We start from the raw sequence: 24166 nt of genomic DNA on the forward strand, positions 1-24166 counted from the left end.
GTCAGGCATCCCCAAAGGGGTCCATGCCTGACCGGTCAGGCATCCCTGAAGCGCCAGATTCCAGCCCAACAGAAATAATGAACGGCTAAGGAGGGGGTCGGGTCCTGACCGGTCAGGAGTCAGCGAAGGGAAACCACTCCGGAGGCGCTTTCGCCAAACCTGTCTGGTTGTCTGACAGGTTTTCCTGGCACCCGTCGCAGGCAGGCCCTCCCACCCGGGTCGGGCGTTCTTCCCGGCACCGAGGCCAATCCCTGGTCAGGGCTTCTTGGGACGACCAAAGAGAAGACCGCGCAGGCCGAGCTCCTCGCCGCCTTCGTCCCCCTCGGCACGCGCCTTCATGCAGGCACGGCAGGCCAGCCCATCCCGCAGCGCCTGCCCCTGGCGCAGCGGCTTGCGCTTGCCACACACCACGCACGCGAAGGTGCCCGAGGTGTCCTCGGGAGGAACCTCTTCCTCGGCGCTCAGCGCGATCACCTCGGGTTCCTTGGGAGCCTCGGGAGCCCGAGCGACCGGCACCGGGGGAGGCGCGGCACGGGGGGCGGGACGCTGAACCGCCATGGGCTGCGCGGGCCCGGAGCGCCGAGAAGTTCCGCCCTGCGACCGGACACCGATCTGCGCCAGTTCATCCTTGTCGAGGAACATGCCCCGGCACGCCGAGCACACCTCGACGGCGATGCCCGCGGGCAGCTGCGCGGGAGTCATGAGGATCCGGCACAGCACACAGCGCCGGTGCGTCATGCCCCCCACGAGCTCGTACTGGGCAGGAGGACCGAACGCGTCCTGGATCCGCCCCCGCTCCCCCCAGAAACCACCGCAGGAGGTACACCGCTCCAACTCCACCTCGGCACCGGAGGGTGCCTTCACGAGGAAGTCCTGAAGCGGCTGAGCGCAATGAGGGCAGGAGCGCTGGGAGCTCATGAGCGTGCAGTCTACATCGCGGCGGACAGCCCCCCATCCACGGGGATGGCCGCGCCGGTGAGATAGGACGCGCGCGCCGAGACGAGGAAGGCGACCAGATCCGCGAACTCCTCGGCCCGACCGATGCGCCCCAGGGGAACCCCCGCCTCGCGGCTCTTCTCGGCGTACAGCACCTCGGGCGGCTTGCCGGAGGCCTCGGCGCGGCGGGCCCACTGGCCGCTCTCGATCATGCCCACCATCACGGCGTTGACGCGGATCCCCTCGGGCCCCAGCTCCTTGGAGAGGACCTTGGTCAGCGCCAGCCCCGCGGCCCGGGACACGGACGAGGGCATCGTGTTCTTCCCCGGCTCCTTGGCCTTGATGGACAGCACGTTGACGACAGCCCCACCTCCAGCCGCGCGCAGGTGGGGCACCGCCAGCCGCACCGCGCGCATCGCGCCGAACAGCTTGAGCTGCAGATCCTCCTCCATCTCCGCGTCGGTGAGCGCGGCGAAGGACTTCGCCGAGGCCGTACCCGCGTTGTTCACCAACGCGTCCACCCTGCCCCACCGCTCGTGCGCGGCACCTACGAAGCGCGCCACGTCCTCCGCCCGGGACACATCGGCGGGCACGGCGAGCACCTCTCCGCCCTGGGCGCGCAGGGTGGCGGCGGTGGCCTCCAGCCGCTGCGCGTTCCGGGCACACAGCGCCACGCGTGCCCCCTCCCACACCAGCCGGTGGCACACCGCGGCCCCCAGCCCCTCCGAGCCGCCAGTCACCAGCACCACCTTGCCGGAAAGCTCCAGGTCCATGCGCGCGCGAGCCCTTCCTTTATATGCGGGTGCGGCCTCAGGCCGGCTGCTTCACCGGCGTGGGCCGCTTCTCGGCCGAGGGCCGCTTCTCGAACGCGGCCAGCGTGGTGGCGATCTCCTGGTTCACCGCGCGCAGCATGTCCTGCTTCTCACGGAACGGCAGGAAGGCGCTCTTGAAGCCGGAGACGATGATGGTGGTGAGGTCCTCCAGCTCCAGCCCCAGGTTCTTGTGCGCCAGCCACAGCTCCTTGGTCACCGTGGTGTCGGTGATGAGCCGGTTGTCGGTGTTGATCGTCACCCGCAGGCCGTAGTCGAAGTAGAACTTCAGCGGGTGTGCCTGCAGGCTCGGCACCGCGCCCGTCTGCACGTTGGAGGTGGGGCACACCTCCAGCGGGATGCGGTGGTCGTTCACGTAGTTGAGCAGGTCCCCGTCCTCGCGCAGCCGCGTGCCGTGGCCGATGCGATGCGCGCCCAGGTAGTGGATGGCCTGGCCGATGGACTCGGGGCCGAACGCCTCGCCCGCGTGCGCGGTGCAGTTGACGTTGTTCTTGAGGATGAGCTGGAAGGCGTCCTTGTGGTCCTTGGCGGGGAAGCTCGCCTCGGCGCCGGCCAGGTCGAACCCGATGACGCCCCGGTTCTTGTAGGCCACGCTCAGTTCGGCCAGCCGGATGGAGGTCTGCGGGTTGATATGGCGGATGCCGCAGACGATGACGCCGCACTTGATGCCCGTCTCGCGCTTGGCGGCGCGCAGGCCCTCGAGCACCGAGTCGATGACGGTGGTCATCTTCAGGCCCTTCTGCAGGTGCAGCGCGGGCGAGTAGCGCACCTCCAGGTAGCGCACGTTCTCGGCGGCGGCGTCCACCGCCAGCTCATAGGCGGCGCGGTAGAGCGCATCGGCCGTCTGCAGCACCGACAGGGTGACGTCGAACGCCACCAGATACTCCTCGAGGTTCTTGCACACCTGGCCCATGTGGATGGCCTGGGCCAGCCCATCCACGGTGTCCGCGGGCAGCTTCACCTTCTGCTGCTCGGCCAGCTCGAGAATGGTCTTCAGCCGCATCGAGCCATCGAGGTGGCAGTGCAGGTCCGTCTTCGGGAGCGCGTGGAGCAGCTCCTCCGTCACATCGATGGCGGGAGGTGGGGAGATGTCGGTACGACGGGCGGAGGAGGGAATGCCGGTCGCGTTGGGGAGCTCATCATCGCGAATGGAGGCCATGGTGCAGGTTCCTTGCTTGCCAACCGTGGTGCGGGTCGGAAGATGCGTACCCTCAAACCATGCTGCCGCGCGCCTGTCCATGCACCGTCATCCTGCTCGTGCTCCTGGTGACAGGTGTGTCCGGGTGCCAGAAGCCGGCGGAACGGGTGTTCGAGTTTTCCACGGATGCCTCCTCGCGCGCGGGGATGGTGGCGCTGGAGGACAGCGTGGTGCTGGGCAACGAGGTGGGGGCGGTGGTGCGCCTGGATCGGCGCGGGGAGCCCGTCTGGCGGGTGAAGTTCGCCCAGGAGGTGGCGGCCCGGCCCACGGTGTCCGGTAACAGCGTCATCGTCGGCACGGTCGGCGGAGAGCTGGCCAGCCTGGGGCTGGCGGACTCGACGGAGCGCTGGCGCGTCACCGGGGAGCCGCCGGTGCTCACCCCCCTCGTCTCGGACACCACCTCCGTCTACGTGCTGGGCCCGGATGGCGCCGTGCGCGCGCACGCGCTGGATACGGGGAAGCTGCGCTGGCGCCGACCGCCTCCGAAGGCGGAGGAGGCCCGCATCGACCCGACGCAGCGGCTCCCCACCCCCGTGCTCGGGGAGGGCGTACTGGTGGTGTCGCTCGGGGAGGCGGGGCTCATGGGGCTGTCCACGACGGACGGAGCCATCCGCTGGCGCCACCCCCTGCCCCAGCCGCTGGGCATGACGCGCGAGGGAGACACCCTGTACGCCTCCGCCCGTACCGGGAGGGTGATTGCTCTAGCGATCGCGGATGGCGTCCCCCGCTGGGAGCAGGCGCCAGCCACCGGGCTCACCAGCCCACCAACCTACGCGCTGGGAACCCTCTGGGTGGGCGCCGAGCCCCCGGAGCTGCTGGCCCTCTCCCCCTCGGATGGAAAGCGGCTCTCGGGCATCGCCCTGCCCGCGCCCCTGGTGACGCAGCTAGCGGTGTACGGGAACCTGTTGCTGGTGGCCACCAGCAGCCGGCAGGGCCAGCTCCTCGGCCTGCGGAGCCAGGGCGGCCCGCCCGTCTTCTCCCTGCGCACGGACACGCCGCTGCGCACGCCCCCCGTGGTGGTGGGCGATCAGCTCTTCGTGCTGGGCTTGGATGGGCGGGTGCTCTCCTGGAGCCTCCGCGTGCCGGACCCGTGAGACCACGGGCCCGGACACAGGGACCTACGACGCCATCGCCACGGCGAAGATGATGCCGGCGACAACGGCGATGCCCGTGAGGGCGACGAGGATCCACCCGAGGATCAGCGCGCCCTTGGCGAGCGGCCGGCCCTTGGCGGGAGACTCACCGCGATCAATGGCGGCGATCTCCTGCGTGGCCATGATGATGGAGACGATACCGAGCGGCCAGAGACAGTTCATTCCGACGATGGCGAGCACCAGCGCCGTCACCGCGCGGCTGGAGGCCTTGCCGCCGAACTCCCGCTGGTAGCAGTTCGCGCAGTACTCGGTCCCCTCGTGAACCTCGACACACTGAGCGCACGCGAAGCTGCCGCAGCGCTGGCAGGTGATGGCGGCGCCCACCGTGGGGTGGACTCCGCAGAACGCTCCGGCGCCAATCATTACATCGCGGCCCGGGAGAGGATGTTGACCAGGATGTTGCCAATCACTCCGATGGCCCACCCGGTGATGATGAGCTGCTTCTTCGGGTGATCGAACTCATTGGCGATGTAATAGATGATGTAGCAGGGGATACAGAGCACCATGAACCCCTTGCCCACGCTCTTCTGGAACGCGTCGATGAGAATGAAGATCGACGAGACGAGGCCGATCAGGCCGCAAACCAGGCCCAGAACCGCGATGAGAGCCATCATGTGAACACCCCTCTTTTGTCCTGCGTGTGTGAGCTAGGGGAACCGTTCCCCCAAGCCAAGAAAGACCAGGAAGCGAATCGCGCCGAAGGCGGCGAACGCGGTGAAGCAGATGCGGTAGCCCCGGGCGATGGGCGCCGAATGCGAGCTGACCCAGGCCTCGAAGCGCGTGTAGACGCTCCGAGGCGCCAGCGTCACCAGCGCGAGCACCAGGAACAGCGGCCAGGCCAGCAGCGCGAACGGGTTGAGCGCGATCGCGGTGGAGAAGTCCCCCTGGCTGATGGCGGAGATCGCCCGTGACAGCCCACAGCCGGGGCACGGCAGCCCGGTGGTCGCGTGCAGGATGCACAGGTCCACCCCCAGGCCCTTGATCGGAAACACGAACGAGATCGCCATCACCACGACGGCCAGGTAGCGGGCCGAGGGGGTAAGGAGCGCTCGATATGTCCAGGGATCAGGCTTGGCGGCCGGTGCGAGGGTCGTCATTGCAGGGGCGTACGGCGCGCGTTCGCGGCCGCGGAGACACCCCTGAGCCTATGAGAAAAGAAAACTTTTGAACAGTCTGGATCTACCCGCCCTGCGAGGGCGGGCGGCACCAGGGTTTATCCCGGCATGAGAAAACGGGCGATGACGCGCTTGAGGCCCACGCTTCCGCCGAACTCGACCGTCACCTTGGCGTTGGGCCCGGATCCGTCGGTGGAGATGATCCGCCCCACGCCGAACTGCTCGTGGCGCACGCGCATCCCCCGCACATCCCCGCTCACGCCCTCCATGTCGGAGGACTGCGAGTAGGAGCGGTCGATGCGAGGGCCGCCATCGTCGTCGAAGCTCCGGCGGCGAGGCGCCACGGGAGCAGCGGCGGGACGCGGCGCCGGCTGCATCTCGGGCTCGATGCCGAAGAGGTTGGGCGGCACGTCGCGCAAGAAGCGCGAGGGGGGGTTGTAGCGAAGCTCGCCGAAGAGGGAGCGGCATTGCGCGAGGCTGACGAACAGACGCCGGCGCGCACGGGTGAAGCCCACGTAGCAGAGCCGCCGCTCCTCGGCCATCTCCTCGCCCTCGCCCTCCTCCGGGTCCTCGAGGCCGGACAGGGCGCGCGAGTGCGGGAAGATGCCGTCCTCCATGCCGGTGAGGAACACCGCGTCGAACTCCAGGCCCTTGGCGGCGTGCAGCGTCATCAACGCCACGCGGCCCTCCCCCACTTCGGCGTCGGCCTCGCCCACCAGGCTGATCTGCTCCAGGAAGGCCTGCAGCGGGGGCACGTCCGCGGTCAGGGGCGCCGCGTCCACTTCGGGCGGAGGAGGCTCCGCGTTCTCGGCCTCCTGGGCCGTGGCGGCTGCCACCGCCGCGGCGGCGCGGTTGAGGTCGAACTCCTGCGCGGCGCCGAGGAACTCCTTGAGGTTCTCGGCGCGGGTCAGGGACTCGTCACTGCCCTCGGCGGTGAAGGCCTCCACGAGCTTGGCCTCGTTGAGCATCTGGTCCACGGCGCTGGCCGCGTCCGTGGCGCCCTGGGCAAACCCGTTCAGGGAGGTGACCAGCGCATGGAAGCCGGCAAGGCGCCGCGCGGCGGTGGTGTTGAGCCCAGGGATGCGCTCCGGCCGGGCGATGGCCTCGTAGAGGCTGCTGCCCTGCTGCTCGGCGAAGTCGGTGAGGCGCTCCACGGTGGTGTCGCCGATGCCGCGCGCAGGAGTGTTGATGACGCGCAACAGGTCCGCGTCCGAGCGCGGGTTGACCATGAGGCGCAGATAGGCCGCCGCGTCCCGCACCTCGGCGCGATCGTAGAAGCTGCGCCCGCTGACCAGGGTGTAGGGCACGCGGGCCAGCCGCAGGGCCTCTTCCAGCACGCGGCTCTGCGCGTTGACGCGGTAGAAGACGGCCATCCCCGAGTACTTGATGAAGCCCTCGCGCTGCAGGGCATGGATCTGCCGCGCCACCTCCTGGGCCTCGCCGCGCTCGTCGCGGCTGATGATCAGCTGGAGGTTCTCGCCCGGGGGCCGCTCGCTCCAGAGCGTCTTCTGCATGCGCCGCCGGTTCTTGGAGATGACGGCGTGAGCGGCCTTGAGGATGTTCTGGTCCGAGCGGTAGTTCTGCTCGAGCTTGACCACCTTGGCGCCCGGGTAGCTGTCCGGAAAACCGAGGATGTTGTCCACGCTGGCACCGCGCCAGCGGTAGATGGACTGGTCGTCATCACCCACCACCACGAGGTTGGAGCTGGGAGGCGGAGCCAGCAGGCGCAGCAGCTCGTACTGGACGGGGTTGGTGTCCTGGAACTCGTCCACGAGGACGTGGGTGAAGCGGCGCCGGTAGTTGGCGAGCACATCCGGACGCTTGCGGAACAGGGACACCAGCAGCAGCAGCAGGTCGCCAAAGTCCACGGCGTTCGAGGCGCGCAGCAGCCGCTGGTAGGCCTGGTACGTCTTCTTCACCACGATGCCGCGCGGATTATCCACGTCCACCTGCATCTCATCGGGCAGGCGTGCGGCGTTCTTCTCCTGGTCGATGCGGTGGAGGATCTCCCGCGGCTGCATGATGGGGTCGACGCGGGCCTCGCGCATGGCGCGCTTGACGAGGTTGAGCTGGTCGCCATCGTCGTAGATGACGAAGCTGCGGGTGAGCCCCACGGCCTCGGCCTCGCGGCGGAGGATCATCGCGGCGGACGAGTGGAAGGTGCTGACCACCAGCTCGTTGGCCTGCGCGCCCAGGAGCTGGGTAAGGCGCTCGCGCATCTCGCGCGCGGCCTTGTTGGTGAAGGTGACGGCGAGGATGCGCCAGGGAAAGACGCGGTGGACCTTCACCAGGTAGGCCACACGGCGAGTGATGACGCGCGTCTTGCCACTGCCCGCGCCGGACAGGACGAGCAGCGGCCCGTCGCCATGGAGGACGGCCTCCTTCTGGGGCGGGTTCAGGTCTTCGAGGAGGGCGTTTTCGTGCGGATTCAAGGCGGTTCCCATGAGCGGCGAGCCCTGTCTTCTAACCGCTTTCGATGCGCCGCGAAGGATGTTCCGCACCTCACCCCCAGGGTCCTCTTCACGGCTGCACGCCTGGAGCCCGACCGAGGCCCTTCGCCCGAGCGAAGGACTCTGCCAGACTGCCGAGCCCATGCTGTTCCGCTCGCGCCTGCTGCCGTTCCTCGTGGGAGGGTCCCTGATCGCCCTGGGAGCCATCCTGCTGCTATCCGTGGAACCCTGGAAGTACTCCAACCTGGAACACTTCGATCCCTCGGATAACCCGCTCGGCTCCTGGCTCACGGGAGGCGGGCTGATCATCGTGGGGCTCGTGTTCGCGCTCCCGCCGCTGGTGCAGTGGATGAGCGAGGGCGCCTTCAAGGAGGCGGTCCTGGAACTCCCCGAGGAGGGCGCCCCGCTGGGCGGAGAGACCGTGGTGCGGGTGCGGCTGGTGCCTCGAAAGGCCCTGAAGGTGGCCTCCGCGGAGCTCCGCCTCATCACCGAGGAAGCGGCGGAGTACATCGAGGAGTCCGAGGGCATCAGCTTCAACAATGAGGATCAGAACCAGCTGCGGACACGCCTCATGGAGCTCCACCGCTGGAACTCACGGCTGGCGGTCCCTCTGGAGCTGAGCGAGCCGCTGGAGCTGGACGTCGCGATTCCGATTCCCCGGGAGCTGCCGCCCACCTTCCGCTGGGACCGTCACATGGCGCAGACCCGACTGGAGCTGGAAGTGAACCTCGTCGGGCGCATGGATCTGCACCTGGAAAAGGAGCTGATCATCCTGCCCCGCTACGCCGCCCCGAGCGCCTCATGAACCTCATCTGCACGGTGCAGTTCGACGAGGCCGAGGTCGAAGCGGGGGGCCTGCTGACCGGTCGGGTCTGCCTCCTGGAGGACACCTCGGCCCTGAGGGAGGCGCGCAAGATGCGCCTGAGCGCCATCTGCCGGGTGGAGGGCCCCGGAAAGCCGGAGGTGCGGGTGCTGAACACGGCCGAGCTGCCGGGCCCGTTCAAGCCTCAGGTCGACCTCCCCTTCCGCATCCCGATTCCCGAGAAGGGGCCGATCACCTACCAGGGGATCATCCTCCAGATCCGCTGGCACCTCGACGTGCAGCTCGTGGTACCGGAGGGCTTCTCTCCACGGAAGGAGACCTCCTTCGACGTGGTACCCGCCAGCGCCGCCCGTTCGCGGAGAGGGCCACCCCGGGCCCACCCGAAAGCACCTCCCGCGTAGCCCTGGCGTAAAGTGCGGCCCATGTCCGACACCTCGTCCCGCCCCACTCAGGAGCAACTCGACCGTTACGCGGAGCAATTCAACCAGAGCCTGACCCTGCGCTTTCTCGGCGTGCGTGTCTCCTTTCCCGAGGGCCGCAAGGTGGTCGTCGCCATCCCCGAGGTCCGCCCGGAGCACCGCGGCGGCCTGGGCACCACGGCGATCAACGGCGGCATCATCTCGGCGCTCTTCGACCTGGTGATCGGCTGCACCCCGGCGTTGCTGGATCCGACCCGGCGCTGCGCCACGCTGCAACTCTCCGTGAGCTTCCAGCGCCCTCTGACGGGGGACTCCGTGCAGGCCGAGGCGGAGATCGACTCGCACGGCAAGAACACCCTCTTCGCCTCCGCCCGCGTCCTGGACTCCCAGGGCACCGTCTGTGCGCGCGCCCAGGGGATCGTCCGCATCTCCTCTGCTCCATGGGCCTCCGGCGAGAGCCCCGCCATCAACTAACGTACCCTCACCTACATGCATCTCCACCCGCCTCGATATGCCAGCCCGGGTGGAGCGTTCTCAGGGGTACCTGGGGACAGCCAGCCTCTGGGAGACCACCGGGACGATAGGAAGAAGCGATGGTGGGAGCGGCGGTGCAGGGCTTGCCGATGACGGGCCGACAGCGAGAGGACGCCGAGCAGCCCGCCGAGAGCTCTCCCTCTGGGGAGGATGAGCTTACGGAGAAGGCCCTGGCTGGGGATCGCCGGGCCTGGGATGGACTCATCGCGCGCCACCATCGCCGGGTCGTGGTATCGCTGCTGGCTCGGGGCATCCGGGTGGACCGGGCCCATGAGCTGGCCCAGGAGACCTGGGCGCGACTCATCCAGCAACAGCAGCGAGGGCTGCTGACGGAGTTGCGCCTGCCGAACCTCGCGCTGACCCAGGCGGCCTTCCTGGCCGCGGACGACGCTCGCCGCGCCCGGCGCGAAGCGATCTCGGGGAACGTAGAGGAGCTACCCGAGCGGCAGCACCCGGTGGACCCCACGGCCTCGGCCGAGCGGCGTCTGGTGTCCGAGGAGCAGCTGGCCAAGGCGCACCAGGCGTTGGAGGGGTGCTCCCCGAGCGCCCGCAGCGTGTTCCTCCTGGCATGTGATGGCCAGGAGCTTCCCCATGCCGAGGTCGCGGCGCGTGTCGGCCTGTCCGTGCAGCGCGTGCGACAGATCCTGTGCGAGGTGCGCAAGAAGCTGCGGACCGCGCTCGAGGAGGAGACCCATGGCTGATCCACACCTGAGCCCGTCCGACGTGGAGCACTACGTCCTGGGTGCGCTGGATCCCGACGCGGAGCGAAAGCTCGAGGCTCACACCCTGGAATGCGACGCGTGCGCCCGACTGCTGCAGCGAGAAGCACAGCTGGAGGAGCAACTGCGCGAGGTGGCGAGCACGGCGCCGAGAGGGAGCAACGTGATCCGCCCTACCCGCTGGCGCCTGACACGGGTGGCAGTGCCAGCCCTGGCGGCGGCCGCGGCGCTGGCGCTGGTGCTGCTGCGTCCGGAGACAGTCTCCGAGCCCGTGCGAGAGGCCCCAACGGTCCTGTCGCTGGAGCTGCCAGTAGCCGCGCCGAACGTGGTGGTGGCCTGCCCGGACCTCAGCACGCAGGAGTCCTGCGCCGAGGAGGCAGCGGCGCGGGGCCTGCTCGTCCAGTATCCAGTGGGCATGGGCGAGGTGCCCCGCTACGAGGGAAGCGAGGGACTGCCCGCGGGAGCCCTCTCCTCCCGGCCGGCGTCCCTGTGAGGCTCCCCATCATGACTTCGGCCAGGACAAGACCTCTCCCTGCGTTGCTGGCGCTCGTGCTGTTGAGCGCGGGAGTGGCCTGGGCAGACGCGCCAACGGCCCCCAAGGGAGGAACCTCCAAAGGACTGCCCGCGGGCTGGTTCGTGACCCAGAGTGCTCCCAACCTCTACGAGGCGGGCGTGGACACGGCCACACCGTGTGAAGGCAGCCGCAGCGCCTTCCTGCGCTCGCGTACGGAGACACCGACGGGCTACGGCACCTTCATGCAGGCCTTCGGGGCGCAGGACTTCCGAGGCAAGCGGCTGCGCTTCTCGGCGGCCGTCCGCTCCAAGGATGTCGAGGGCTGGGCCGGACTGTGGATGCGGGTGGAGGGTACGGACCCGAAGCAGCCCTTGGGCTTCGACAACATGCAGTCTCGCGCGCTGGTGGGCAGCCTCGGATGCAAGCGCTACGACGTGGTGCTGGACGTGCCGCGAGAGGCCACCTCCATCATGGCGGGGCTGCTGCTGTCGGGCACGGGGCAGGCGTGGCTAGACGGGGTGCGCTTCGAGGTGGTGGAGCGCACCGTTCCGGTGACAGATCTGCTCGCTTCGAGCCCAGCGCCGCTCCCAGGCGGTCCCCAGGGCCTCGAGGAGGCGCCCGCGACAGCGAGCCACGAGCAGGTGCCCACCGGCCGAGTGGGAAGCATCTGGTTCAACCTGGGCCGCGTGAACATGGACAAGAGCTACACGCGCCAGTCCACGGGCGCCTGGCGCAACATCCTCGCGGAGGAGATCACCGAGCAAGGCCAGGAGGTGCGCGGAACGTTCCTCCAGCGTGCCGTGGCCCTGAAGGTGAAGACGGAAGGGCCACGAACCCTCATCGAGGGAAGCTGGGGTGTGGACCCCGTGAGCATCCAGCTCCATCCGGAGCGGCTCCACATGAAGTGGGGCATCTACGAGCGCGAGCTGCAGCGCGTGGCGGACTACAAGGAGGACGCCAACTGCATCCGCTACCAGCGCGTCGAGGGCCCGCGAGTCACCGACCGTCTCGACGTGTGCGGCGCGGCGCTGAGCCGGAAGCCTCCCGCGGCGCAGCTCGCGCTGGCATTCCTGGGCAACGGCTTCCGGCGGAACCCGCCCTACAGCGGGCTGCCCCTGCCCTCCATCCCCAACCCTCCACGTGACTCCATGAGCGGAGGCATTCCTCCGCAATGAAACGCGCGGGGCTCAGAAGGTGAAGTCGCGCTCCAACGTCTCCCCGCCCGCCTGCACGGTGAGGTGAGCGGTACGGGCGCCACCGGCATCCGCGCCGAGATCAAAGGAAAGCCCCTCGGGCCCCTGCGAGGGCTTGAGCGAGGGCTTTCCAGGGTTGAGGAACACCGCGGCGGTGACGGTACGGCCGGCCAGCGGCTGCACCAGCAGCCTCACACGCTGACGCTCGCGCACGAGGAGTACGCGAAAATCACGCCGCTCTTCCAGCACCTCCCGCCGCTCGGGGTGACGGGCTCCGGGACGACGAGGAACGGGAGCACTCGAGGTACGCGCGCCAGGTCCAGCGGCCCCCTCCGCCTCCAGTTCCAGCGCCTCCTCGATGGCGGTATCTCCCTCCTCGAGGGCGAGAACGGCCTGGGCACAGTCGGCGCACTTCGCGGTATGGGCTTCCATGCGGGCGCGCTCATCCACGGAGAGCAGACCAAGGTCGAAGCGCCACAGCTCATCGGAACTCAAATGGCGGCGCGGGGGCTGCTCGACGACAGCGGCGTCCGCGAGATCCGCGCGACATTCGGCACAGCTCTGCAGGTGGGCGCCGAGAGCCCCGGACTTGCCTGTCCAGGAGGCCACCAGCTCATCGCACTCGGCTCGGGCGGAGAACCACCAGGACTGGCTGCGTTCATTCGAGTCGAGCAGGTCGCGCTCTTCTCTGCGGTGCGGGTTCAGGGGGATGAACCAGCGGGCCCTCGGGCGGAGCGCGGCGTCAATGTTCCCGAGGGCCTGGAGAAATGAGGTTCTGCGCTCTGCCGCTTCACCCGTAAGAGATCCCTGAAGCGCTTCCCACTCACCGAGGGCGCGGGCGGCGGAGGCGATGCGATCTCGAGCGACCAGCCCGTCCATCGCGGAGGCCCGCCACATCTCGGCCTCTTCACTGCCCTCCCCCAGCGCGACCTCGACGGCTTCCTCGGCTGCGCGGAGGAGCGTGGTCCTCAACTCCGCGGGTTTCAGACTCTGGAGCCATGTCTCGATCTGCGGTCGGGTCAGGGCGCGGAGGGAGGGCTCGACACCTTGAGTTCCTAGCCGAGCCCCACGGCGAAGGAGATCTCCCGCCGCTTCGAGCGTGCCTCCCACGGAGGCGGATCCCCCGGTAAGTTGCTGGCGCCGGGCCTGATAACGGGAGAGTGCGTCGCTCATCGCATACCTCGGGTGAGAGAAGGGGTTCGAAGGTTCACTCCTTCCCCTCGGCCGCCTGCCGCAACTCGAGCAGGTACAGTCGGAGGTAGGCCTGGGCGCGGCTGACGCGCTTGTAGGAGTTGGCCACGGTGATGTTCAGGAGACGGGCGCATTCCTCGTGATCCTCCACGTCCTTGTGGTGGTAGAGGTCCCACGCTCCAGCCTCCTTGGGGTGCTCCTCCTGGAGGCGGGCGAACGCGGCCCAGTAAAGCTCTTGTGCCTCGGAGCGCTCTTGGGTGCGGCGAGCGGTCTCCACGGCGCGAGCCACCTCGGAAGGCGGCTCCTCCATGACGTCATCCGGATCGCTCGGAGCGGGAGCGAGGTCCTCGCGCTGACGCCGGTAGAAGTCGATGGCGACGTGCTTGACGATGCGCAGGAAGAACGTCTTGGGAGACGCGCTCTTGCCGGGCATCTGCTCGGAGACGCCGCGGAACTGCTCCAACCCGCGGTCGATGAACTTGCCCACCGCGTCCTGGAAGAGCTCGTCCGCGTCCGCGGGAGACCCGCGTTTATAACTGGCCTGGATTTTGCTAATGACGTACCGAGCAGGGCGGCCCCAGCGCTGGACGAGCGCACCGAGGGGGCCTCCGAAAGGCTCTCCAGCGGAGCGGCTACGGGCCACTTCCGCGAACAATTCGTCATCCGTGAGCTGGTCGTACACCGGAGGGACCTGGTTGCGCCGAGGGGTTCAGGAATGGCCCACCGACAGGGTGGGATTCGCATCCACGGCTCGGCAAGGTACCACGATGGCATTCCCAGGCATCCTCCGATGACGCGAAGCCCCGCATTCCGGTGAACTGCCAGACGGGGCACGTCCAAGAGCGGGACGCGGCCGTTTTAGGATTCCTGACAGAACAATCAGGGGTCCCTGAGGGGTGCCTGGCGGCCTGCTCCCGGAAGAGACGGGCGAGAAAATCCAACGTCAGGAATAGGGGGAGCCGCCGTCCCTGGCAGCAACCTTTTCGAGCGCCCGGCCGAAGAGGCCTTACAAGCATAGGTGGTTCGACTCCACCCACCCGCACTTCCTAACTTTCATGCGGGTGTCGTCGGCGGTCCGACACTGAACGGTCAATTCAGCGCACTTCACGGCTTCCTCACTCGGGCGCTCATTTCTTCGAGGTGTTGTTCCATGTCTGCCCGCACCATCGTCATTGGCGACCTTCATGGCTGTTACGACGAGGCCATCGAACTGCTCGACAAGGTAGGCGCCACCTCCAGCGACCGCGTCATCTTCGCCGGGGATCTCGTAGACCGAGGCCCCAAGCGGCTGGAGTGCGTCGAGCTGGCCATGCGCCACGAGTCCATCCAAGGAAATCACGAGGAGAGCCACCTCCAGCAGCGGCACCGTCCGGACGAGCGTCTATCGCCGGACCACCTGGAGACGCGTCGTGTGCTCGAGCCCGAGCACTACGACTACCTCGCCAGCCTGCCGCTCTACATCCGCTTGCCCGAGCACAACGCCGTCGTCGTCCACGCCGGTGTGCTGCCCGGCAAGCGCATTGAGGAGCAGGACCCGTACCACCTGCTCCATGCACAGTGCGTCCTGCCCCCAGCGAAGAAGAGCTATTGGCCCTCCAAGGCCCCGGTCACCCACCGGTTCTGGACCCACCACTGGCAGGGCCCTGAGCGGGTCATCTTCGGACACACGGTCTTCGACAAGCCGCTCGTGACCGAGCATGCGGTGGGCATCGACACCGGCTGCGTGTACGGCCGTTCGCTGACCGCGGTGGTGCTCCCCTCCTGGGAGATCGTCTCGGTCAAGGCGCGGCGGTCCTACCGCGGCGGCAAGGATGTGGCGCTGTTCCCCATCCACGAAGACGTGTCCGTCTTCTCGTAATCCCTCACCCTCTTCACTTCCATTCACCGAAGGCGGGCTCCGAAACGAGCCCGCTTCTTTCGTCTTACCCGCAGCACGACCCTGGAGGGGATCATGACGACGAAGCAGAACACCCCCATTCTCCCGGAGGCGCAGCTCGGGCCCGCCGAGCGTCTGCTCGAGCTCGTCCTGGGGGGCTCCGCGCACCTCTGGCACAACCGTCCCGGCGTGGACGTCCACGGCACCTGGCAGCCGGCGCGCCGGGGCGTCAAGGTGCTCCCGGCGAACCAGAAGCAGGTGAGCCCGGGCCTCTTCGTGCCCGCGGCGGTGAAGCTCTACCGGCAGCTGCTGGACATCTACAAGCTCAACACGGACCTGATGGCGCACTTTGCCTCGTACGCCCTCACGCAGACGGACTGGCGTGACCTGAAGGTGGCGACCTGCGCGCTGATGCTGGTGCAGGGGCACGCGGGGCAGCCGGTGCGTGAGGAGGACGGCACGGTCGCCTTCTACGACGACGACCACCGGGTGATCGGCGAGGCGATGATCCTGCACTACGAGCGCAAGTCCACGCGCATGCTCACGCCCAAGGCGGTGCTGCGAGTGGCGGAGCTGCTCGAGACGCCGGAGATCGCCCGCATGAACCGGGAGGCCGGCTTCGGCGACCCGGGCTCCAAGAAGCCGCCCATGGGCCGCTGGAAGCGGGTGGCCCAGAAGTGGCTCCAGGCCCGGGAGAAGAACCTGCCCATGCTGGAGGGCCTGGTGAAGGCCGGCTTCAAGGAGACGCTGAAGAAGATCGCCCGCAAGGCCGGCTACAGGCCGGAGTCGCAGGCCTTCTTCGAGCTGCTCGGCTGGAAGCAGAAGCAGGCGTCCGGGGGCCACCGTCAGGTGGGGCTCGTGGGGCTGACGCTCGTCAAGCGTGAGCGGTTCGATGGGCTCTCGGAGGCGGAGATCTGCGAGTCGATCGAGACCGGGCGGCTCTCCTACAAGGAGGTGGTGGGCCGGCTGCCGAAGGACGTGGGGCTCACGCCCGCCATCATGGTCGCGCTGTTGCCGTCGCTGTCGGACAGGGACTTGCGGATGATGACGCCGACGCTCGAGGAGCTGGGCTTGCTGTCCGAGCCCACGATTCGGGCGCGCTGGGAGAAGGCCGTGCAGACGGCGACCGACCAGCGGGCGCTCCACATCGCGAAGAACGTCCGGAGCAAGGAACTGCGCGAGAAGCTGGAGGAGGCGAGCGACAACGCCGCGCGCCTGGCCGTGGCCGAGGCGACCGCGGAGGCGGACGTGCGGGTGATGTTCCTCATCGACAAGTCCGGCTCCATGGAGGGGGCCATCGAGCAGTCCAAGGAGGCGCTCACGCGCATCCTCGCGGGCTTCCCGGTGGACAAGCTGCACATCGCGTCGTTCGACACGGTGGGTACGGTGCTCAAGCCGAAGGCACCCAGCCGGATGGCGGTGCAGCACATGCTGCAGGGCCTGAAGGCCTCGGGTGGCACCACGCACGCGGCCGCGGTGCATGCACTGCACCGGGACGGCGTGACGGTGCCGACGGAGGCGAAGCTCATCGTCATCGTCGTGGGTGACGAGGCGGGAGAGGCGGGGGACCAGTTCACCCGGGCCTTCCGCGAGTGCGGCTACACGGTGGCGGCGATGGCGCTGCTGCTGAGCGTGGCGGGTGCGCGGGGGAGCACCGTGCGCACGTGCGCGGGGCAGCTGAGGGTGCCCTTCAGTGAGGTGTCGGTGGAGCAGTTCGCGGACCCCTACCAGGTCCCGCGGGTGCTCAAGGCGCTGATGGACGCGCCGACGGCGACGGGCGCCAGCCAGTCCGGCTGGGTGGAGCGGGTGATGCGTACCCCGCTGCTGAAGGTGGCGTAGCTCCAGGATGGGCCACCACTCCGGTACTCCCGGGGTGGTGGCCCATTTCTTTCTTCAGGATGCCAGTTGGGCCTCGCGAAACAGGGCGAAGGCGCTGGTGTAGCCATGAAGGAAGGTGGTCCCTCCCACCGGGCCGATCTCTCCGTTGCAGAAGAATCCGCCCAGCGGAACGGACCCGAGCGCGCCCTCGAACAACGAGGTGTCATGGTCCGGGCGACCGTAGAGGTGCATGCCTCGGCCGAGACACGAGAAGAGCAGCGCGCCCCGAGGCGCCGCGACCTGCCCCCGCTCCTCTCGGTAGCGATGGAGCATGCGCGTGAGGTCCTCGGCGGCCGTGCGCGCATCCCGCAGGTGGAATTGCACGGCCTGGTAGGGCTCGAGCGTCGCGCCAACGGTGATGGCCCCGGACTGGGGATCCACCCCGGCGATGTTGCGCACGAGGAAGTCCCCTTGCTGGTACTCCACCTGATCCTTCTTCATCTCGAAGCCCAGGAAGAGCGAGTGCCGGAACAGCGCCTGGTCTCGCTCATCCAGGGACTGATGGAGCTCACGCAGCACCTCGATGGGAGACCGCTCGTTGAGCTTCAGCAGCTCATTGCCCTCACAGCGGGTGACGAGCATGGGCGTGCCGATGGGCCGACATCCCTGGGCGACGATGGAATCGACCACCACGTTCCCCATCATCGCGAGTCCCACCGCACCGGTGCGCCACGAGTTGCCCCCCAGGAACAGCCGCGTGCTTCCGGGCATACGGCTGCCGCTGGCCAGGCCCCCTACTTTCAAGGCCCCCGGGTAGGCCCGGTCGAGCCCGGCCACCAGCGCCTCGGCATCGCACGTGAATGGATCGACGACGAGCAGCAGAGAGGGCCGCGCCTCGGGAGAGATGCGCAGGAGCTGGTGCCACGCCTCTGGCTTCTCCCCCGGCTCCGGCAGCTGGTTCATGTCCAGGTGGAACGGGACGAGCCGAACCCCAGGCAGAATCGCCCCGGTGAGGGAGAGCGCCGGCGCCCCCTCCACCTCATGGTTGGCGCCGATGATGCCCTCCCCCGAGCAGCCCACCAGCACGGCCTTGGGCAGCCGCGCATGCAGCAACTCCGCCACATCGGCCCCCTCCACCAGGGAGGGTGAAGCGAAGGCGATGAGCAGATCCGGCTCACGGCTGCCAAGCCGAAGGCACAGCTCTTCCACGGCCTGATCCACGGCTTCCTTGAGGTTGCCGGACCGAGACAGCGCGGACGCCCACTTCATGCCACTCCCTTCGCTCTGAGCTCGCTGGAGAATCTCATTTACGCCGGAGATCCAAAAAGGCAGGCTGTCCCAACCAACGGCCTGTTCGCCATCAAGAACCCGAAGGTGCGCTGCCAGGAGGCCTCCTGGATGACACCCGCCGGGTGTGGCACTTGCCCCTACCCGTCGGGTTTTCCACTGAATGCCGCTTTACATCGCATCCTAAAGCGGACAGACTGCGCCTCCTCATAAGCGACGCTCGGGTCCCGGTCCGGGCGTCGAGCATTTTGCCCCCCAAAAAGGAGCTCCGAATGAAGCGCTTCCTCCGCATCCCCTTCTCCCTCGCGGCTGCCGCGATGCTCGGCATTGGCTGTGGCGCCACCGAGGAGGACACCCAGCCTGAGGTGGAGCTTGGCGAGGAGGAGATGATCTCCGCCGAGATCAACGCCCTCAAGGTCTCCGAGGCCGTGGAGTGGTGGCGGGTACGCAACGCGCTCAAGAAGTACCGGGACGTGAACGTGGCCACGGCCGACGGCTACATCCCCGTGAGCCCCTGTGAGTCGCTGGCGGGCGACGGCGGCATGGGCATCCACTACCTGCACCCGGGCCTGGCGGGCGACCTGACGACCGATCCGTACAAGCCTGAGATCCTGCTCTACCTGCCGGACGGCAAGGGCGGGCTCGAGTTCCTTGGCCCTGAGTACTTCCAGGCGGACGCGGGCCAGGCCCGGCCGTCCACCATCGGCAAGGGCTTCGATGGCCCGATGCCCGGCCACAGCCCGGACATGCCGGTCCACTACGACCTGCACGTGTGGCTCTTCAAGTACAACCCGAAGGGCCTGTTCGCCATCTGGAACCCCCGCGTGGTGTGCAAGTAAACCAGCGCGCTGCTGAATCGCGCATGGCTTGAGCTGTTCGGATGGAGGCGAGGTGGCCCAAGGCCCCCGCCTCCATCGTTTTTTTGTACGCCTCTACGGCGCCTCCCTGCGTGACGGTTCATGCGCCGCACGTCGCAGGGCATTGACGAGCCGATGCGCCCGGCGCGTTGTCTCCGGCTCCCGGTAACGCGGGCTCACACGCAGCACCCACTCCACGGCGGTGGGCAGATCCATCAAGTGCCCCGGAGAGACGTAGACGGGGCTCACGCCGCGCCGGGTACGCACCGCCATCCCAACGACTTCTCCTCGGTGCCGGATCTCCGCCGTGGCGCCCCGCTCTGGGCCGAGATGCCCGTAGGTGCCCACCAACAGGGACTTGGCACACCCGATGGACGGAACGCCAAAGAGCAGTCCGCCGTGGCAGGCCAATCCGAAGCGCCGCGGGTGCGCGATGCCCTGCCCATCGAAGATCAGGAGGTCTGGCTTCTGCGCCAGCTGCTCCCAGGCGGCGGCGAGCACAGGCAGCTCACGGAAGGAAAGCAGCCCTGGGATGTAGGGGAGTCGAAGCGTGACGGCCGCGCCCGCTTGCTCCAAGGGGAGCAGTGACATCGCATCGAGCACGACGACGCCTCCATAGCCAGTGATGTTCCCGCGCTCGGTGGAGATATCCGCGCCGGCGATGCGAGACACGCGCAGCTCCGCCGGAGGCCTCAGCACCAGACGCTCGCGCAAGGTGTTCTGCAGCGCCACCGCCTCCTGGGGTGTGACCTCCCAGCCATGCAGAGACTCGAGTTCCATGAACCTGCCCTCCTCACCCCCACTGTATACCCACCAGGTAGGGCGCGCTCAGCACAACGTCATGAGTAGGGAGGCAGGGTTCAGCGCGCCACACTCCTGGCGCGCCAGGCAGCCGACCAGGCAGGCAACTTGAACTCAGTGGGGAGCGGCGAGCCGATCGAGCAGGAGCCCGAAGAAGCTTCCTTCACCCTGAAAGGCCCACCCGAGATGGGTCCGACACACGGCGCAGTGGGCGAACTCCCAGACATAGCCCGCGAACCAGGAGTCCTCAGCGGTGGGAGGTCCCTCTACGAGACACCCCTCGGCCTGGGCGAAGCAGCCGAAGTGGAAGACGAACCCATAGGGATTGACGCGGGTATGGGCATGCCGGCCATTGACGGTCGTGCGGTGGCGCTCGAGGGTGATGGAGTGGCCACAATGCACGCAACACAGCGGTCCGTCCGGAGGCGCCTTCTCCGGCGCGTCCACGGGCTGTCCCGAGGGCTTCTTCTCGGGGGAGGAGCCCTCCTTGAGAAGGAGGGCCCCCGGTGCATGTTCAGGTCCCGATGGGAGCACGGAAGAAGCATCCCGCCTGGCTACACGGGACGCGTGCGTCTCACGGTGCGGGGGGATAGAGATACCTGAGGATCTGCTCGGCCCGAGCCGCCCAGGCGGCCTCGTTATGCCGGCCTCCTTCTACCTCCAGGTACTTGAGATCGCTGTCCAAGGCCCAGCCCTCGGCGATGAGCGCATCCCGCAAGAGGCGCGTATCGTTGACCGCGATCTGGGAGTCCCCCACAGAGGTATCCTCGTTGGTGCCAATGTCCGCCCAGATTCTCAGCGGGAGTTTGCCGGAGAGGCTCTCGACCCGCGTGACGATGTCGCGATTGGCCCACCACACCGACGGCGAGACAACGCCGAGCCGCGTGAAGGTGCTCGAGTGCGTGAGTCCGAAGTACATGGACACGAGCCCTCCGAGGGACGAGCCCGCCACGCCGGTGTGCTCCGCCTCGGGCATGGTGCGATAGGTGGAGTCGATGAGCGGCTTGACGACCTCCACCAGCAGTCGGCCGTAGGCATCTGCCCTGCCTGCATCCGGGTACTGGGTGGTAGGCACCTGCGTATACTCAGCGATGCGATCCTGGGTGTTGTAGACGCCCACGATGATCATGGGCTCCACCTGCCCGGCCTCGACGAGGCGCTGGGCGGTCTCGTCCACTCCCCACTCGACATTGCCAAAGGCAGTCCGGGCGTTCATCAGGTTCTGCCCATCGTGCATGTACAACACGGAGTAGCGCCGGGTCGTCTGAGTGTCATATCCAGGCGGCAGCCAGACGATGAGCTGGCGGTTCCTGAGGCCCACGGAGGCCCCGTCCACATCGTGGTACTGGATGTTGCCGGTGAGCGTATCCGGCTGCTCCTCGACAGGCCCCAGGTCCCGCCAGCTCCCTACCTGGACGCTGATCCGGGCCGGCGCGGAAACGGCATGGAGGTGATTGTCGATCTCCCCTCCCTGAGCATCCTTCTCCACCGAGTCCCAGGAACCACGGGTGACCTTGAACTCCAGGTTGGTGCCCGTGGCGAAGGGGATGCACGTGAAGTAGCGGCTGCCCGAGCTGCCCTTCTCGAGCTTCACCCCCGCGCCGTTCCACTCGCCCAGCGCCGGCTGATTGCCGGACAGCCAGATCTCCGCGTTCGCGGGTGTGTTGGCGGGCACCTCGACCGAGAAGTGGACGGGAGGCCGCGCAGCATTACCGGCCAGCGACCACCGGGTGACGGTCGGTTTGACCTCGATGCCCTCGCGATCCGCGACCGTGAAGGAGCGGACATCCAGGATGCGTCCAATCGTGTCGACTTCCTGCGCACCGGAGCTGGAGAGGAGGATGTTGTAGGAGATGGTCTTCCTGACAGGAAGCACGGCTGACCCGCGGAAGTGTCCATCCGCGTCGCGCGTTAAAGTCAGGCCCGGCAGCTTCCAATTCCCCAGGGCCTCATCGTTTCCGATGATCGCCACGGTGGCGTCACAGGGGGTAGCGGCGGGGGTGGTGACGTCGAACTCAACCGCTACGCTCTCAAATGTGGGGGCGGGAGGAGGAGGCAGCGTCGGAATCTCATCTTCCGAGTCACTGCACCCCAGCAGGGGAGCCCCCAGGAGGGCTACCAGGGAAAGAATGACTCTGATGCCAGGAAGGGTCCTTGTCATGGGCGCGGAGCATACCCGCCTGGCCGACCTCCTTTCGACGAGGGCACCCAGGACGTCAGGAACCCGTCGCTCCCCACGTCCCGAGGGGCTTGGACTGGCCGCGCTCTCGTGGCATTGCTCCGAGTGAAAGGAAGTGACGGCGATGGCGACCCTCAACATCACCTACAACGGGATGTCCGCGGACCTGCCGATGGAGCTGGACGGTCACGTGGCGGATGTGGACGTGCGGCGCATCGCGGTGGAGGTGGTGCGCTCCGGAGGCATGCCAGGGATGCATCTGGCCCACCTGCGAGACGACGCCTTCCAGAACTACGTCGTGGACCGCTTCCGCGGTCCGAGCGGCGACGAGCGCATCTACCTGCGCCCGAAGGTCCCCTTCGGGGCCTGAGGAGAAGCCATGCGCGTCGTCATCTTCGATCGAGCGGAGTCCAAGAACTTGCAGGACTGCGTGAAGCACGGCGTGTGGCGGGATGTGCTGGTGAATATGACGTCGGTGCTGCCCACTATGGGCAACTGAAAAAGGCCTCGGAGCTTCGTGCTCCGGGGCCTTTTTCTTTTCTTGTCTCTTCGTGCTTCGTGGCTCTCTCCCCTTCCTTAATAAAGGTGGCGGAGAGAGGCCGCGCACGGAGAATCCATGCGCTTGTCAGGAAGAATTATTCGCCGCGTCTTTTCTCGATGAAAGGAGCGGTGACCATGGCAACGGTGACGAAGCAGAGCGCGATGAACCCCAAGCACACTGATAACTTTGCCGGTTGCATCGATTCGCTCCCGAGCACCTGCCTGGTCGCCGCTCCGGTGGTCTCTTCCGGACCCTGGCTGTATCGCGGCAGTCCACCCGGTTTCTGACCGTCAGCGCCTCCTCCCTTCCCGAGGCGTTACGGACCAGAGGCCGGGCTCCCGAAAGGGATCCCGGCCTCTCTGTTTTCCGAGCTTCACCTCAACGGGGATGTAGAGCGTTACGGAGACGCGCTGGCCTGTAGAGCCGGAGCCGCACGGCGGCCCACTGAGTTCAACTCTCAGCGTCCCCACTTCACACAGTACCCAAGGCAGTGGCTTGTTCTCTGACAACTGAATCGCAGTGGTGAAGTTCGCCCGCCAATAATGGGGCGACAAACGCCTCCGTAGCTCATTGGTCGAGCATCCGCCTCTTAAGCGGACGGTGAGGGTTCGATTCCCTCCGGGGGTACTCGCAGCACACGCGGGTGTCGTCTAGTGGCAAGACTCCGGTCTCCCATGCCGGCAACACGGGTTCGAGTCCCGTCACCCGCTTCACCCATACCGGGATCGTCTAACTGGCAGGATGGCGGGCTCTGACCCCGCAGGTGCAGGTTCAAAGCCTGCTCCCGGTGCTCTGAAGTACGCAGCATATTCGGTGGTAGCTCAACTGGCAGCAGCACGCGGCTGTTAACCGCGGGGTTGAGGGTTCGAATCCCTCCCACCGAGCTGACTCACATGGCTTGTTCCGCCCGGGGCGGCGGCGGTCTGCAAAACCGTCTGGTGGCGGGTTCAACTCCCGCACAAGCCTTCACCTTCTGCCTCGTTCGTCTATCGGCATAGGACACCACACTCTCACTGTGGAAAGGCGGGTTCGACTCCCGCACGAGGTACTCGCAACACGTTTCACGGGATGTAGCTCAGCTTGGACGAGAGCGCGCGCTTGGGGTGCGCGAGGTCGCTGGTTCGAATCCAGTCATCCCGACTTCTTTCTCTGGGTGTGGCTCAGCTTGGTAGAGCGCACGGTTCGGATCCGTGAGGTCGCAGGTTCAAGTCCTGCCACCCAGACTCGTAGCACCACGGGGTATGGCCCAATGGTAGGGCTCTCGTCTGATACGCGAGCGGTCCTGGTTCGATTCCAGGTGCCCCGACTGACTTGCTCTTGGATGCGATTGGATCGCAGCGCGGCCGTCTACCGCGTGAACAGGGTTCGATTCCCTGCAGGAGCGCTCGCAGCACCCTTTTGCCGCCTTTGCGTAGATGGTTCGCGCGCCTGATTGAAAAACAGGAGGACCCAGTTCGATTCTGGGAGACGGCACTCTTGCTTCACCGTGTAGGCCGCGCTCCGGGAGCAGCTTGGACTCCAAATCCGGGCGTGCAGGGTTCAACTCCTTGGCGGCCTGCCATGCCCTTGTAGCTCAGCAGGAAGAGCACCGGTTTCGTAAACCGGGGGTCGTCGGTTCGAACCCGACCGAGGGCACTCGCAGTACCAAAGGTTTTGCTGCCGTGGCCGAGAGGTGAGGCACCTGAGCGCCACTCAGGACCATGCGGGTTCGAGTCCCGCCGGCAGCTCCAT

At 67.4% G+C, this 24166-nt stretch carries 24 protein-coding genes and 14 tRNA genes; 25 read left to right on the plus strand and 13 right to left on the minus strand.

Translation table 11 applies throughout. The annotated features are described in order from the left end of the window. Positions 1-255 precede the first annotated feature (255 nt). From SYV04_RS22380 to add, 3 genes are all read right to left on the minus strand, one after another. Complete coding sequence (locus SYV04_RS22380; protein ID WP_321547896.1) at positions 256-864, minus strand: zf-TFIIB domain-containing protein; 609 nt, start codon at positions 862-864, stop codon at positions 256-258. Positions 865-929: 65 nt separating this feature from the next. After that, positions 930-1709 carry an SDR family oxidoreductase gene (locus SYV04_RS22385; RefSeq protein ID WP_321547897.1) on the minus strand — a complete coding sequence of 260 codons (780 nt, stop codon included), beginning with the start codon at positions 1707-1709 and terminating at the stop codon, positions 930-932. A gap of 37 nt (positions 1710-1746) precedes the next feature. After that, a complete protein-coding gene (gene add, locus SYV04_RS22390; RefSeq protein ID WP_321547898.1) occupies positions 1747-2925 on the minus strand; it encodes an adenosine deaminase in 1179 nt (392 codons plus the stop codon). 59 nt (positions 2926-2984) lie between these two features. Between add and SYV04_RS22395 the strand changes: the two genes are divergently transcribed. Then, entirely contained in the window at positions 2985-4058 is a 1074-nt protein-coding gene (locus SYV04_RS22395; protein WP_321547899.1) for an outer membrane protein assembly factor BamB family protein, read from the plus strand. A 24-nt stretch (positions 4059-4082) separates the two neighbouring features. Here the strand turns inward: SYV04_RS22395 and SYV04_RS22400 are convergent, their stop codons facing one another. From SYV04_RS22400 to SYV04_RS22415, 4 genes are all read right to left on the minus strand, one after another. Then, the gene (locus SYV04_RS22400) at positions 4083-4481 is read right to left on the minus strand and encodes a DUF4190 domain-containing protein (RefSeq protein WP_321547900.1); all 399 of its coding nucleotides are present in this window, start codon (positions 4479-4481) and stop codon (positions 4083-4085) included. After that, on the minus strand, positions 4481-4732 hold the full coding sequence (locus SYV04_RS22405; RefSeq protein ID WP_321547901.1) for a hypothetical protein: 252 nt from the start codon (positions 4730-4732) through the stop codon (positions 4481-4483). Before SYV04_RS22405 ends, SYV04_RS22400 begins: the two co-directional genes overlap by 1 nt. Positions 4733-4765: 33 nt before the next feature. Next, the gene (locus SYV04_RS22410; protein WP_321547902.1) at positions 4766-5215 is read right to left on the minus strand and encodes a DUF2752 domain-containing protein; all 450 of its coding nucleotides are present in this window, start codon (positions 5213-5215) and stop codon (positions 4766-4768) included. A 116-nt stretch (positions 5216-5331) separates the two neighbouring features. After that, entirely contained in the window at positions 5332-7677 is a 2346-nt protein-coding gene (locus SYV04_RS22415) for an ATP-dependent helicase (protein WP_321547903.1), read from the minus strand. A gap of 148 nt (positions 7678-7825) precedes the next feature. Between SYV04_RS22415 and SYV04_RS22420 the strand changes: the two genes are divergently transcribed. From SYV04_RS22420 to SYV04_RS22445, 6 genes are all read left to right on the plus strand, one after another. Then, positions 7826-8488 carry a hypothetical protein gene (locus SYV04_RS22420; RefSeq protein ID WP_321547904.1) on the plus strand — a complete coding sequence of 221 codons (663 nt, stop codon included), beginning with the start codon at positions 7826-7828 and terminating at the stop codon, positions 8486-8488. Continuing rightward, on the plus strand, positions 8485-8907 hold the full coding sequence (locus SYV04_RS22425; protein ID WP_321547905.1) for a hypothetical protein: 423 nt from the start codon (positions 8485-8487) through the stop codon (positions 8905-8907). Before SYV04_RS22420 ends, SYV04_RS22425 begins: the two co-directional genes overlap by 4 nt. Before the next feature lie 21 nt (positions 8908-8928). Further along, positions 8929-9399: a PaaI family thioesterase gene (locus SYV04_RS22430; protein ID WP_321547906.1), complete on the plus strand. Its 471-nt coding sequence runs from the start codon at positions 8929-8931 to the stop codon at positions 9397-9399. A 119-nt stretch (positions 9400-9518) separates the two neighbouring features. After that, a complete protein-coding gene (locus tag SYV04_RS22435; RefSeq protein WP_321547907.1) occupies positions 9519-10160 on the plus strand; it encodes an RNA polymerase sigma factor in 642 nt (213 codons plus the stop codon). After that, complete coding sequence (locus SYV04_RS22440; RefSeq protein ID WP_321547908.1) at positions 10153-10671, plus strand: anti-sigma factor; 519 nt, start codon at positions 10153-10155, stop codon at positions 10669-10671. Before SYV04_RS22435 ends, SYV04_RS22440 begins: the two co-directional genes overlap by 8 nt. 74 nt (positions 10672-10745) lie before the next feature. Then, a complete protein-coding gene (locus SYV04_RS22445; protein WP_321547909.1) occupies positions 10746-11867 on the plus strand; it encodes an AraC family transcriptional regulator in 1122 nt (373 codons plus the stop codon). A gap of 12 nt (positions 11868-11879) precedes the next feature. Here the strand turns inward: SYV04_RS22445 and SYV04_RS22450 are convergent, their stop codons facing one another. Further along, positions 11880-13058, minus strand: a complete 1179-nt coding sequence (locus tag SYV04_RS22450; protein WP_321547910.1) for a hypothetical protein — start codon at positions 13056-13058, stop codon at positions 11880-11882. Positions 13059-13092: 34 nt separating this feature from the next. Further along, positions 13093-13758, minus strand: coding sequence for an RNA polymerase sigma factor (locus SYV04_RS22455; protein WP_321547911.1), 666 nt, complete (start codon positions 13756-13758; stop codon positions 13093-13095). A 468-nt stretch (positions 13759-14226) separates the two neighbouring features. On the opposite strand from SYV04_RS22455, the gene SYV04_RS22460 reads away from it, so the two are divergent. Together SYV04_RS22460 and SYV04_RS22465 are read left to right on the plus strand one after the other, a co-directional pair. Next, complete coding sequence (locus tag SYV04_RS22460; protein WP_321547912.1) at positions 14227-14934, plus strand: metallophosphoesterase; 708 nt, start codon at positions 14227-14229, stop codon at positions 14932-14934. A 93-nt stretch (positions 14935-15027) separates the two neighbouring features. Next, positions 15028-16791, plus strand: a complete 1764-nt coding sequence (locus SYV04_RS22465) for a vWA domain-containing protein (protein ID WP_321547913.1) — start codon at positions 15028-15030, stop codon at positions 16789-16791. 54 nt (positions 16792-16845) lie between these two features. Here SYV04_RS22465 and SYV04_RS22470 read toward each other — a convergent pair whose 3' ends face one another. Continuing rightward, positions 16846-18039, minus strand: a complete 1194-nt coding sequence (locus tag SYV04_RS22470) for an FIST signal transduction protein (protein WP_321547914.1) — start codon at positions 18037-18039, stop codon at positions 16846-16848. Positions 18040-18329: 290 nt separating this feature from the next. Here SYV04_RS22470 and SYV04_RS22475 point away from each other — a divergent pair, with 290 nt between their 5' ends. Continuing rightward, positions 18330-18896 carry a hypothetical protein gene (locus SYV04_RS22475; RefSeq protein WP_321547915.1) on the plus strand — a complete coding sequence of 189 codons (567 nt, stop codon included), beginning with the start codon at positions 18330-18332 and terminating at the stop codon, positions 18894-18896. 93 nt (positions 18897-18989) lie between these two features. On the opposite strand, the gene nfi is transcribed toward SYV04_RS22475, so the two are convergent. From nfi to SYV04_RS22490, 3 genes are all read right to left on the minus strand, one after another. Next, positions 18990-19694, minus strand: coding sequence for a deoxyribonuclease V (nfi, locus tag SYV04_RS22480; RefSeq protein ID WP_321547916.1), 705 nt, complete (start codon positions 19692-19694; stop codon positions 18990-18992). Between the two features lie 135 nt (positions 19695-19829). Next, complete coding sequence (locus SYV04_RS22485) at positions 19830-20249, minus strand: cereblon family protein (protein ID WP_321547917.1); 420 nt, start codon at positions 20247-20249, stop codon at positions 19830-19832. Between the two features lie 40 nt (positions 20250-20289). Next, on the minus strand, positions 20290-21876 hold the full coding sequence (locus SYV04_RS22490; RefSeq protein ID WP_422723962.1) for an alpha/beta hydrolase-fold protein: 1587 nt from the start codon (positions 21874-21876) through the stop codon (positions 20290-20292). Between the two features lie 142 nt (positions 21877-22018). On the opposite strand from SYV04_RS22490, the gene SYV04_RS22495 reads away from it, so the two are divergent. The 15 genes from SYV04_RS22495 (at position 22019) to SYV04_RS22565 (ending at position 24165) form a co-directional block, all read left to right on the plus strand. Beyond that, complete coding sequence (locus SYV04_RS22495) at positions 22019-22264, plus strand: hypothetical protein (protein WP_321547919.1); 246 nt, start codon at positions 22019-22021, stop codon at positions 22262-22264. Between the two features lie 554 nt (positions 22265-22818). After that, positions 22819-22904, plus strand: a tRNA-Tyr gene (locus tag SYV04_RS22500). A gap of 87 nt (positions 22905-22991) precedes the next feature. Next, positions 22992-23062 (plus strand) — tRNA-Lys (locus tag SYV04_RS22505). Between the two features lie 12 nt (positions 23063-23074). After that, positions 23075-23145 (plus strand) — tRNA-Gly (locus SYV04_RS22510). A gap of 8 nt (positions 23146-23153) precedes the next feature. Then, a tRNA-Gln gene (locus SYV04_RS22515) sits at positions 23154-23225 on the plus strand. A 20-nt stretch (positions 23226-23245) separates the two neighbouring features. Beyond that, positions 23246-23319, plus strand: a tRNA-Asn gene (locus SYV04_RS22520). An 11-nt stretch (positions 23320-23330) separates the two neighbouring features. Then, positions 23331-23401: transfer RNA gene (locus tag SYV04_RS22525), tRNA-Cys, on the plus strand. A 9-nt stretch (positions 23402-23410) separates the two neighbouring features. Beyond that, positions 23411-23483: transfer RNA gene (locus tag SYV04_RS22530), tRNA-Glu, on the plus strand. A gap of 16 nt (positions 23484-23499) precedes the next feature. Continuing rightward, positions 23500-23575: transfer RNA gene (locus tag SYV04_RS22535), tRNA-Pro, on the plus strand. Positions 23576-23584: 9 nt separating this feature from the next. Further along, positions 23585-23658: transfer RNA gene (locus tag SYV04_RS22540), tRNA-Pro, on the plus strand. Positions 23659-23670: 12 nt separating this feature from the next. After that, positions 23671-23741: transfer RNA gene (locus SYV04_RS22545), tRNA-Ile, on the plus strand. A 94-nt stretch (positions 23742-23835) separates the two neighbouring features. Further along, positions 23836-23908: transfer RNA gene (locus SYV04_RS22550), tRNA-Phe, on the plus strand. A gap of 17 nt (positions 23909-23925) precedes the next feature. Beyond that, positions 23926-23996: transfer RNA gene (locus tag SYV04_RS22555), tRNA-Trp, on the plus strand. 1 nt (position 23997) lies between these two features. Further along, positions 23998-24070, plus strand: a tRNA-Thr gene (locus SYV04_RS22560). Between the two features lie 20 nt (positions 24071-24090). After that, a tRNA-Gly gene (locus SYV04_RS22565) sits at positions 24091-24165 on the plus strand. The last annotated feature ends 1 nt before the right edge of the window (position 24166 follow it).

The organism is Hyalangium ruber (genome assembly GCF_034259325.1).
In the GTDB taxonomy this organism is placed as follows: Bacteria; Myxococcota; Myxococcia; order Myxococcales; family Myxococcaceae; genus Hyalangium_A; species Hyalangium_A rubrum.

Bases quoted from the DNA above. Each gene is read 5' to 3' on its own strand.
- SYV04_RS22415 (WP_321547903.1), bottom strand. From the start codon at position 7,677: ATGGGAACCGCCTTGAATCCGCACGAAAACGCCCTCCTCGAAGACCTG.
- SYV04_RS22465 (WP_321547913.1), top strand. From the start codon at position 15,028: ATGACGACGAAGCAGAACACCCCCATTCTCCCGGAGGCGCAGCTCGGG.
- nfi (WP_321547916.1), bottom strand. From the start codon at position 19,694: ATGGAACTCGAGTCTCTGCATGGCTGGGAGGTCACACCCCAGGAGGCG.
- SYV04_RS22460 (WP_321547912.1), top strand. From the start codon at position 14,227: ATGTCTGCCCGCACCATCGTCATTGGCGACCTTCATGGCTGTTACGAC.
- SYV04_RS22440 (WP_321547908.1), top strand. From the start codon at position 10,153: ATGGCTGATCCACACCTGAGCCCGTCCGACGTGGAGCACTACGTCCTG.
- SYV04_RS22475 (WP_321547915.1), top strand. From the start codon at position 18,330: ATGAAGCGCTTCCTCCGCATCCCCTTCTCCCTCGCGGCTGCCGCGATG.
- SYV04_RS22450 (WP_321547910.1), bottom strand. From the start codon at position 13,058: ATGAGCGACGCACTCTCCCGTTATCAGGCCCGGCGCCAGCAACTTACC.
- SYV04_RS22470 (WP_321547914.1), bottom strand. From the start codon at position 18,039: ATGAAGTGGGCGTCCGCGCTGTCTCGGTCCGGCAACCTCAAGGAAGCC.
- SYV04_RS22495 (WP_321547919.1), top strand. From the start codon at position 22,019: ATGGCGACCCTCAACATCACCTACAACGGGATGTCCGCGGACCTGCCG.
- SYV04_RS22430 (WP_321547906.1), top strand. From the start codon at position 8,929: ATGTCCGACACCTCGTCCCGCCCCACTCAGGAGCAACTCGACCGTTAC.
- SYV04_RS22400 (WP_321547900.1), bottom strand. From the start codon at position 4,481: ATGATTGGCGCCGGAGCGTTCTGCGGAGTCCACCCCACGGTGGGCGCC.
- SYV04_RS22405 (WP_321547901.1), bottom strand. From the start codon at position 4,732: ATGATGGCTCTCATCGCGGTTCTGGGCCTGGTTTGCGGCCTGATCGGC.
- SYV04_RS22425 (WP_321547905.1), top strand. From the start codon at position 8,485: ATGAACCTCATCTGCACGGTGCAGTTCGACGAGGCCGAGGTCGAAGCG.
- SYV04_RS22395 (WP_321547899.1), top strand. From the start codon at position 2,985: ATGCTGCCGCGCGCCTGTCCATGCACCGTCATCCTGCTCGTGCTCCTG.
- add (WP_321547898.1), bottom strand. From the start codon at position 2,925: ATGGCCTCCATTCGCGATGATGAGCTCCCCAACGCGACCGGCATTCCC.
- SYV04_RS22490 (WP_422723962.1), bottom strand. From the start codon at position 21,876: ATGACAAGGACCCTTCCTGGCATCAGAGTCATTCTTTCCCTGGTAGCC.
- SYV04_RS22420 (WP_321547904.1), top strand. From the start codon at position 7,826: ATGCTGTTCCGCTCGCGCCTGCTGCCGTTCCTCGTGGGAGGGTCCCTG.
- SYV04_RS22385 (WP_321547897.1), bottom strand. From the start codon at position 1,709: ATGGACCTGGAGCTTTCCGGCAAGGTGGTGCTGGTGACTGGCGGCTCG.
- SYV04_RS22410 (WP_321547902.1), bottom strand. From the start codon at position 5,215: ATGACGACCCTCGCACCGGCCGCCAAGCCTGATCCCTGGACATATCGA.
- SYV04_RS22435 (WP_321547907.1), top strand. From the start codon at position 9,519: ATGGTGGGAGCGGCGGTGCAGGGCTTGCCGATGACGGGCCGACAGCGA.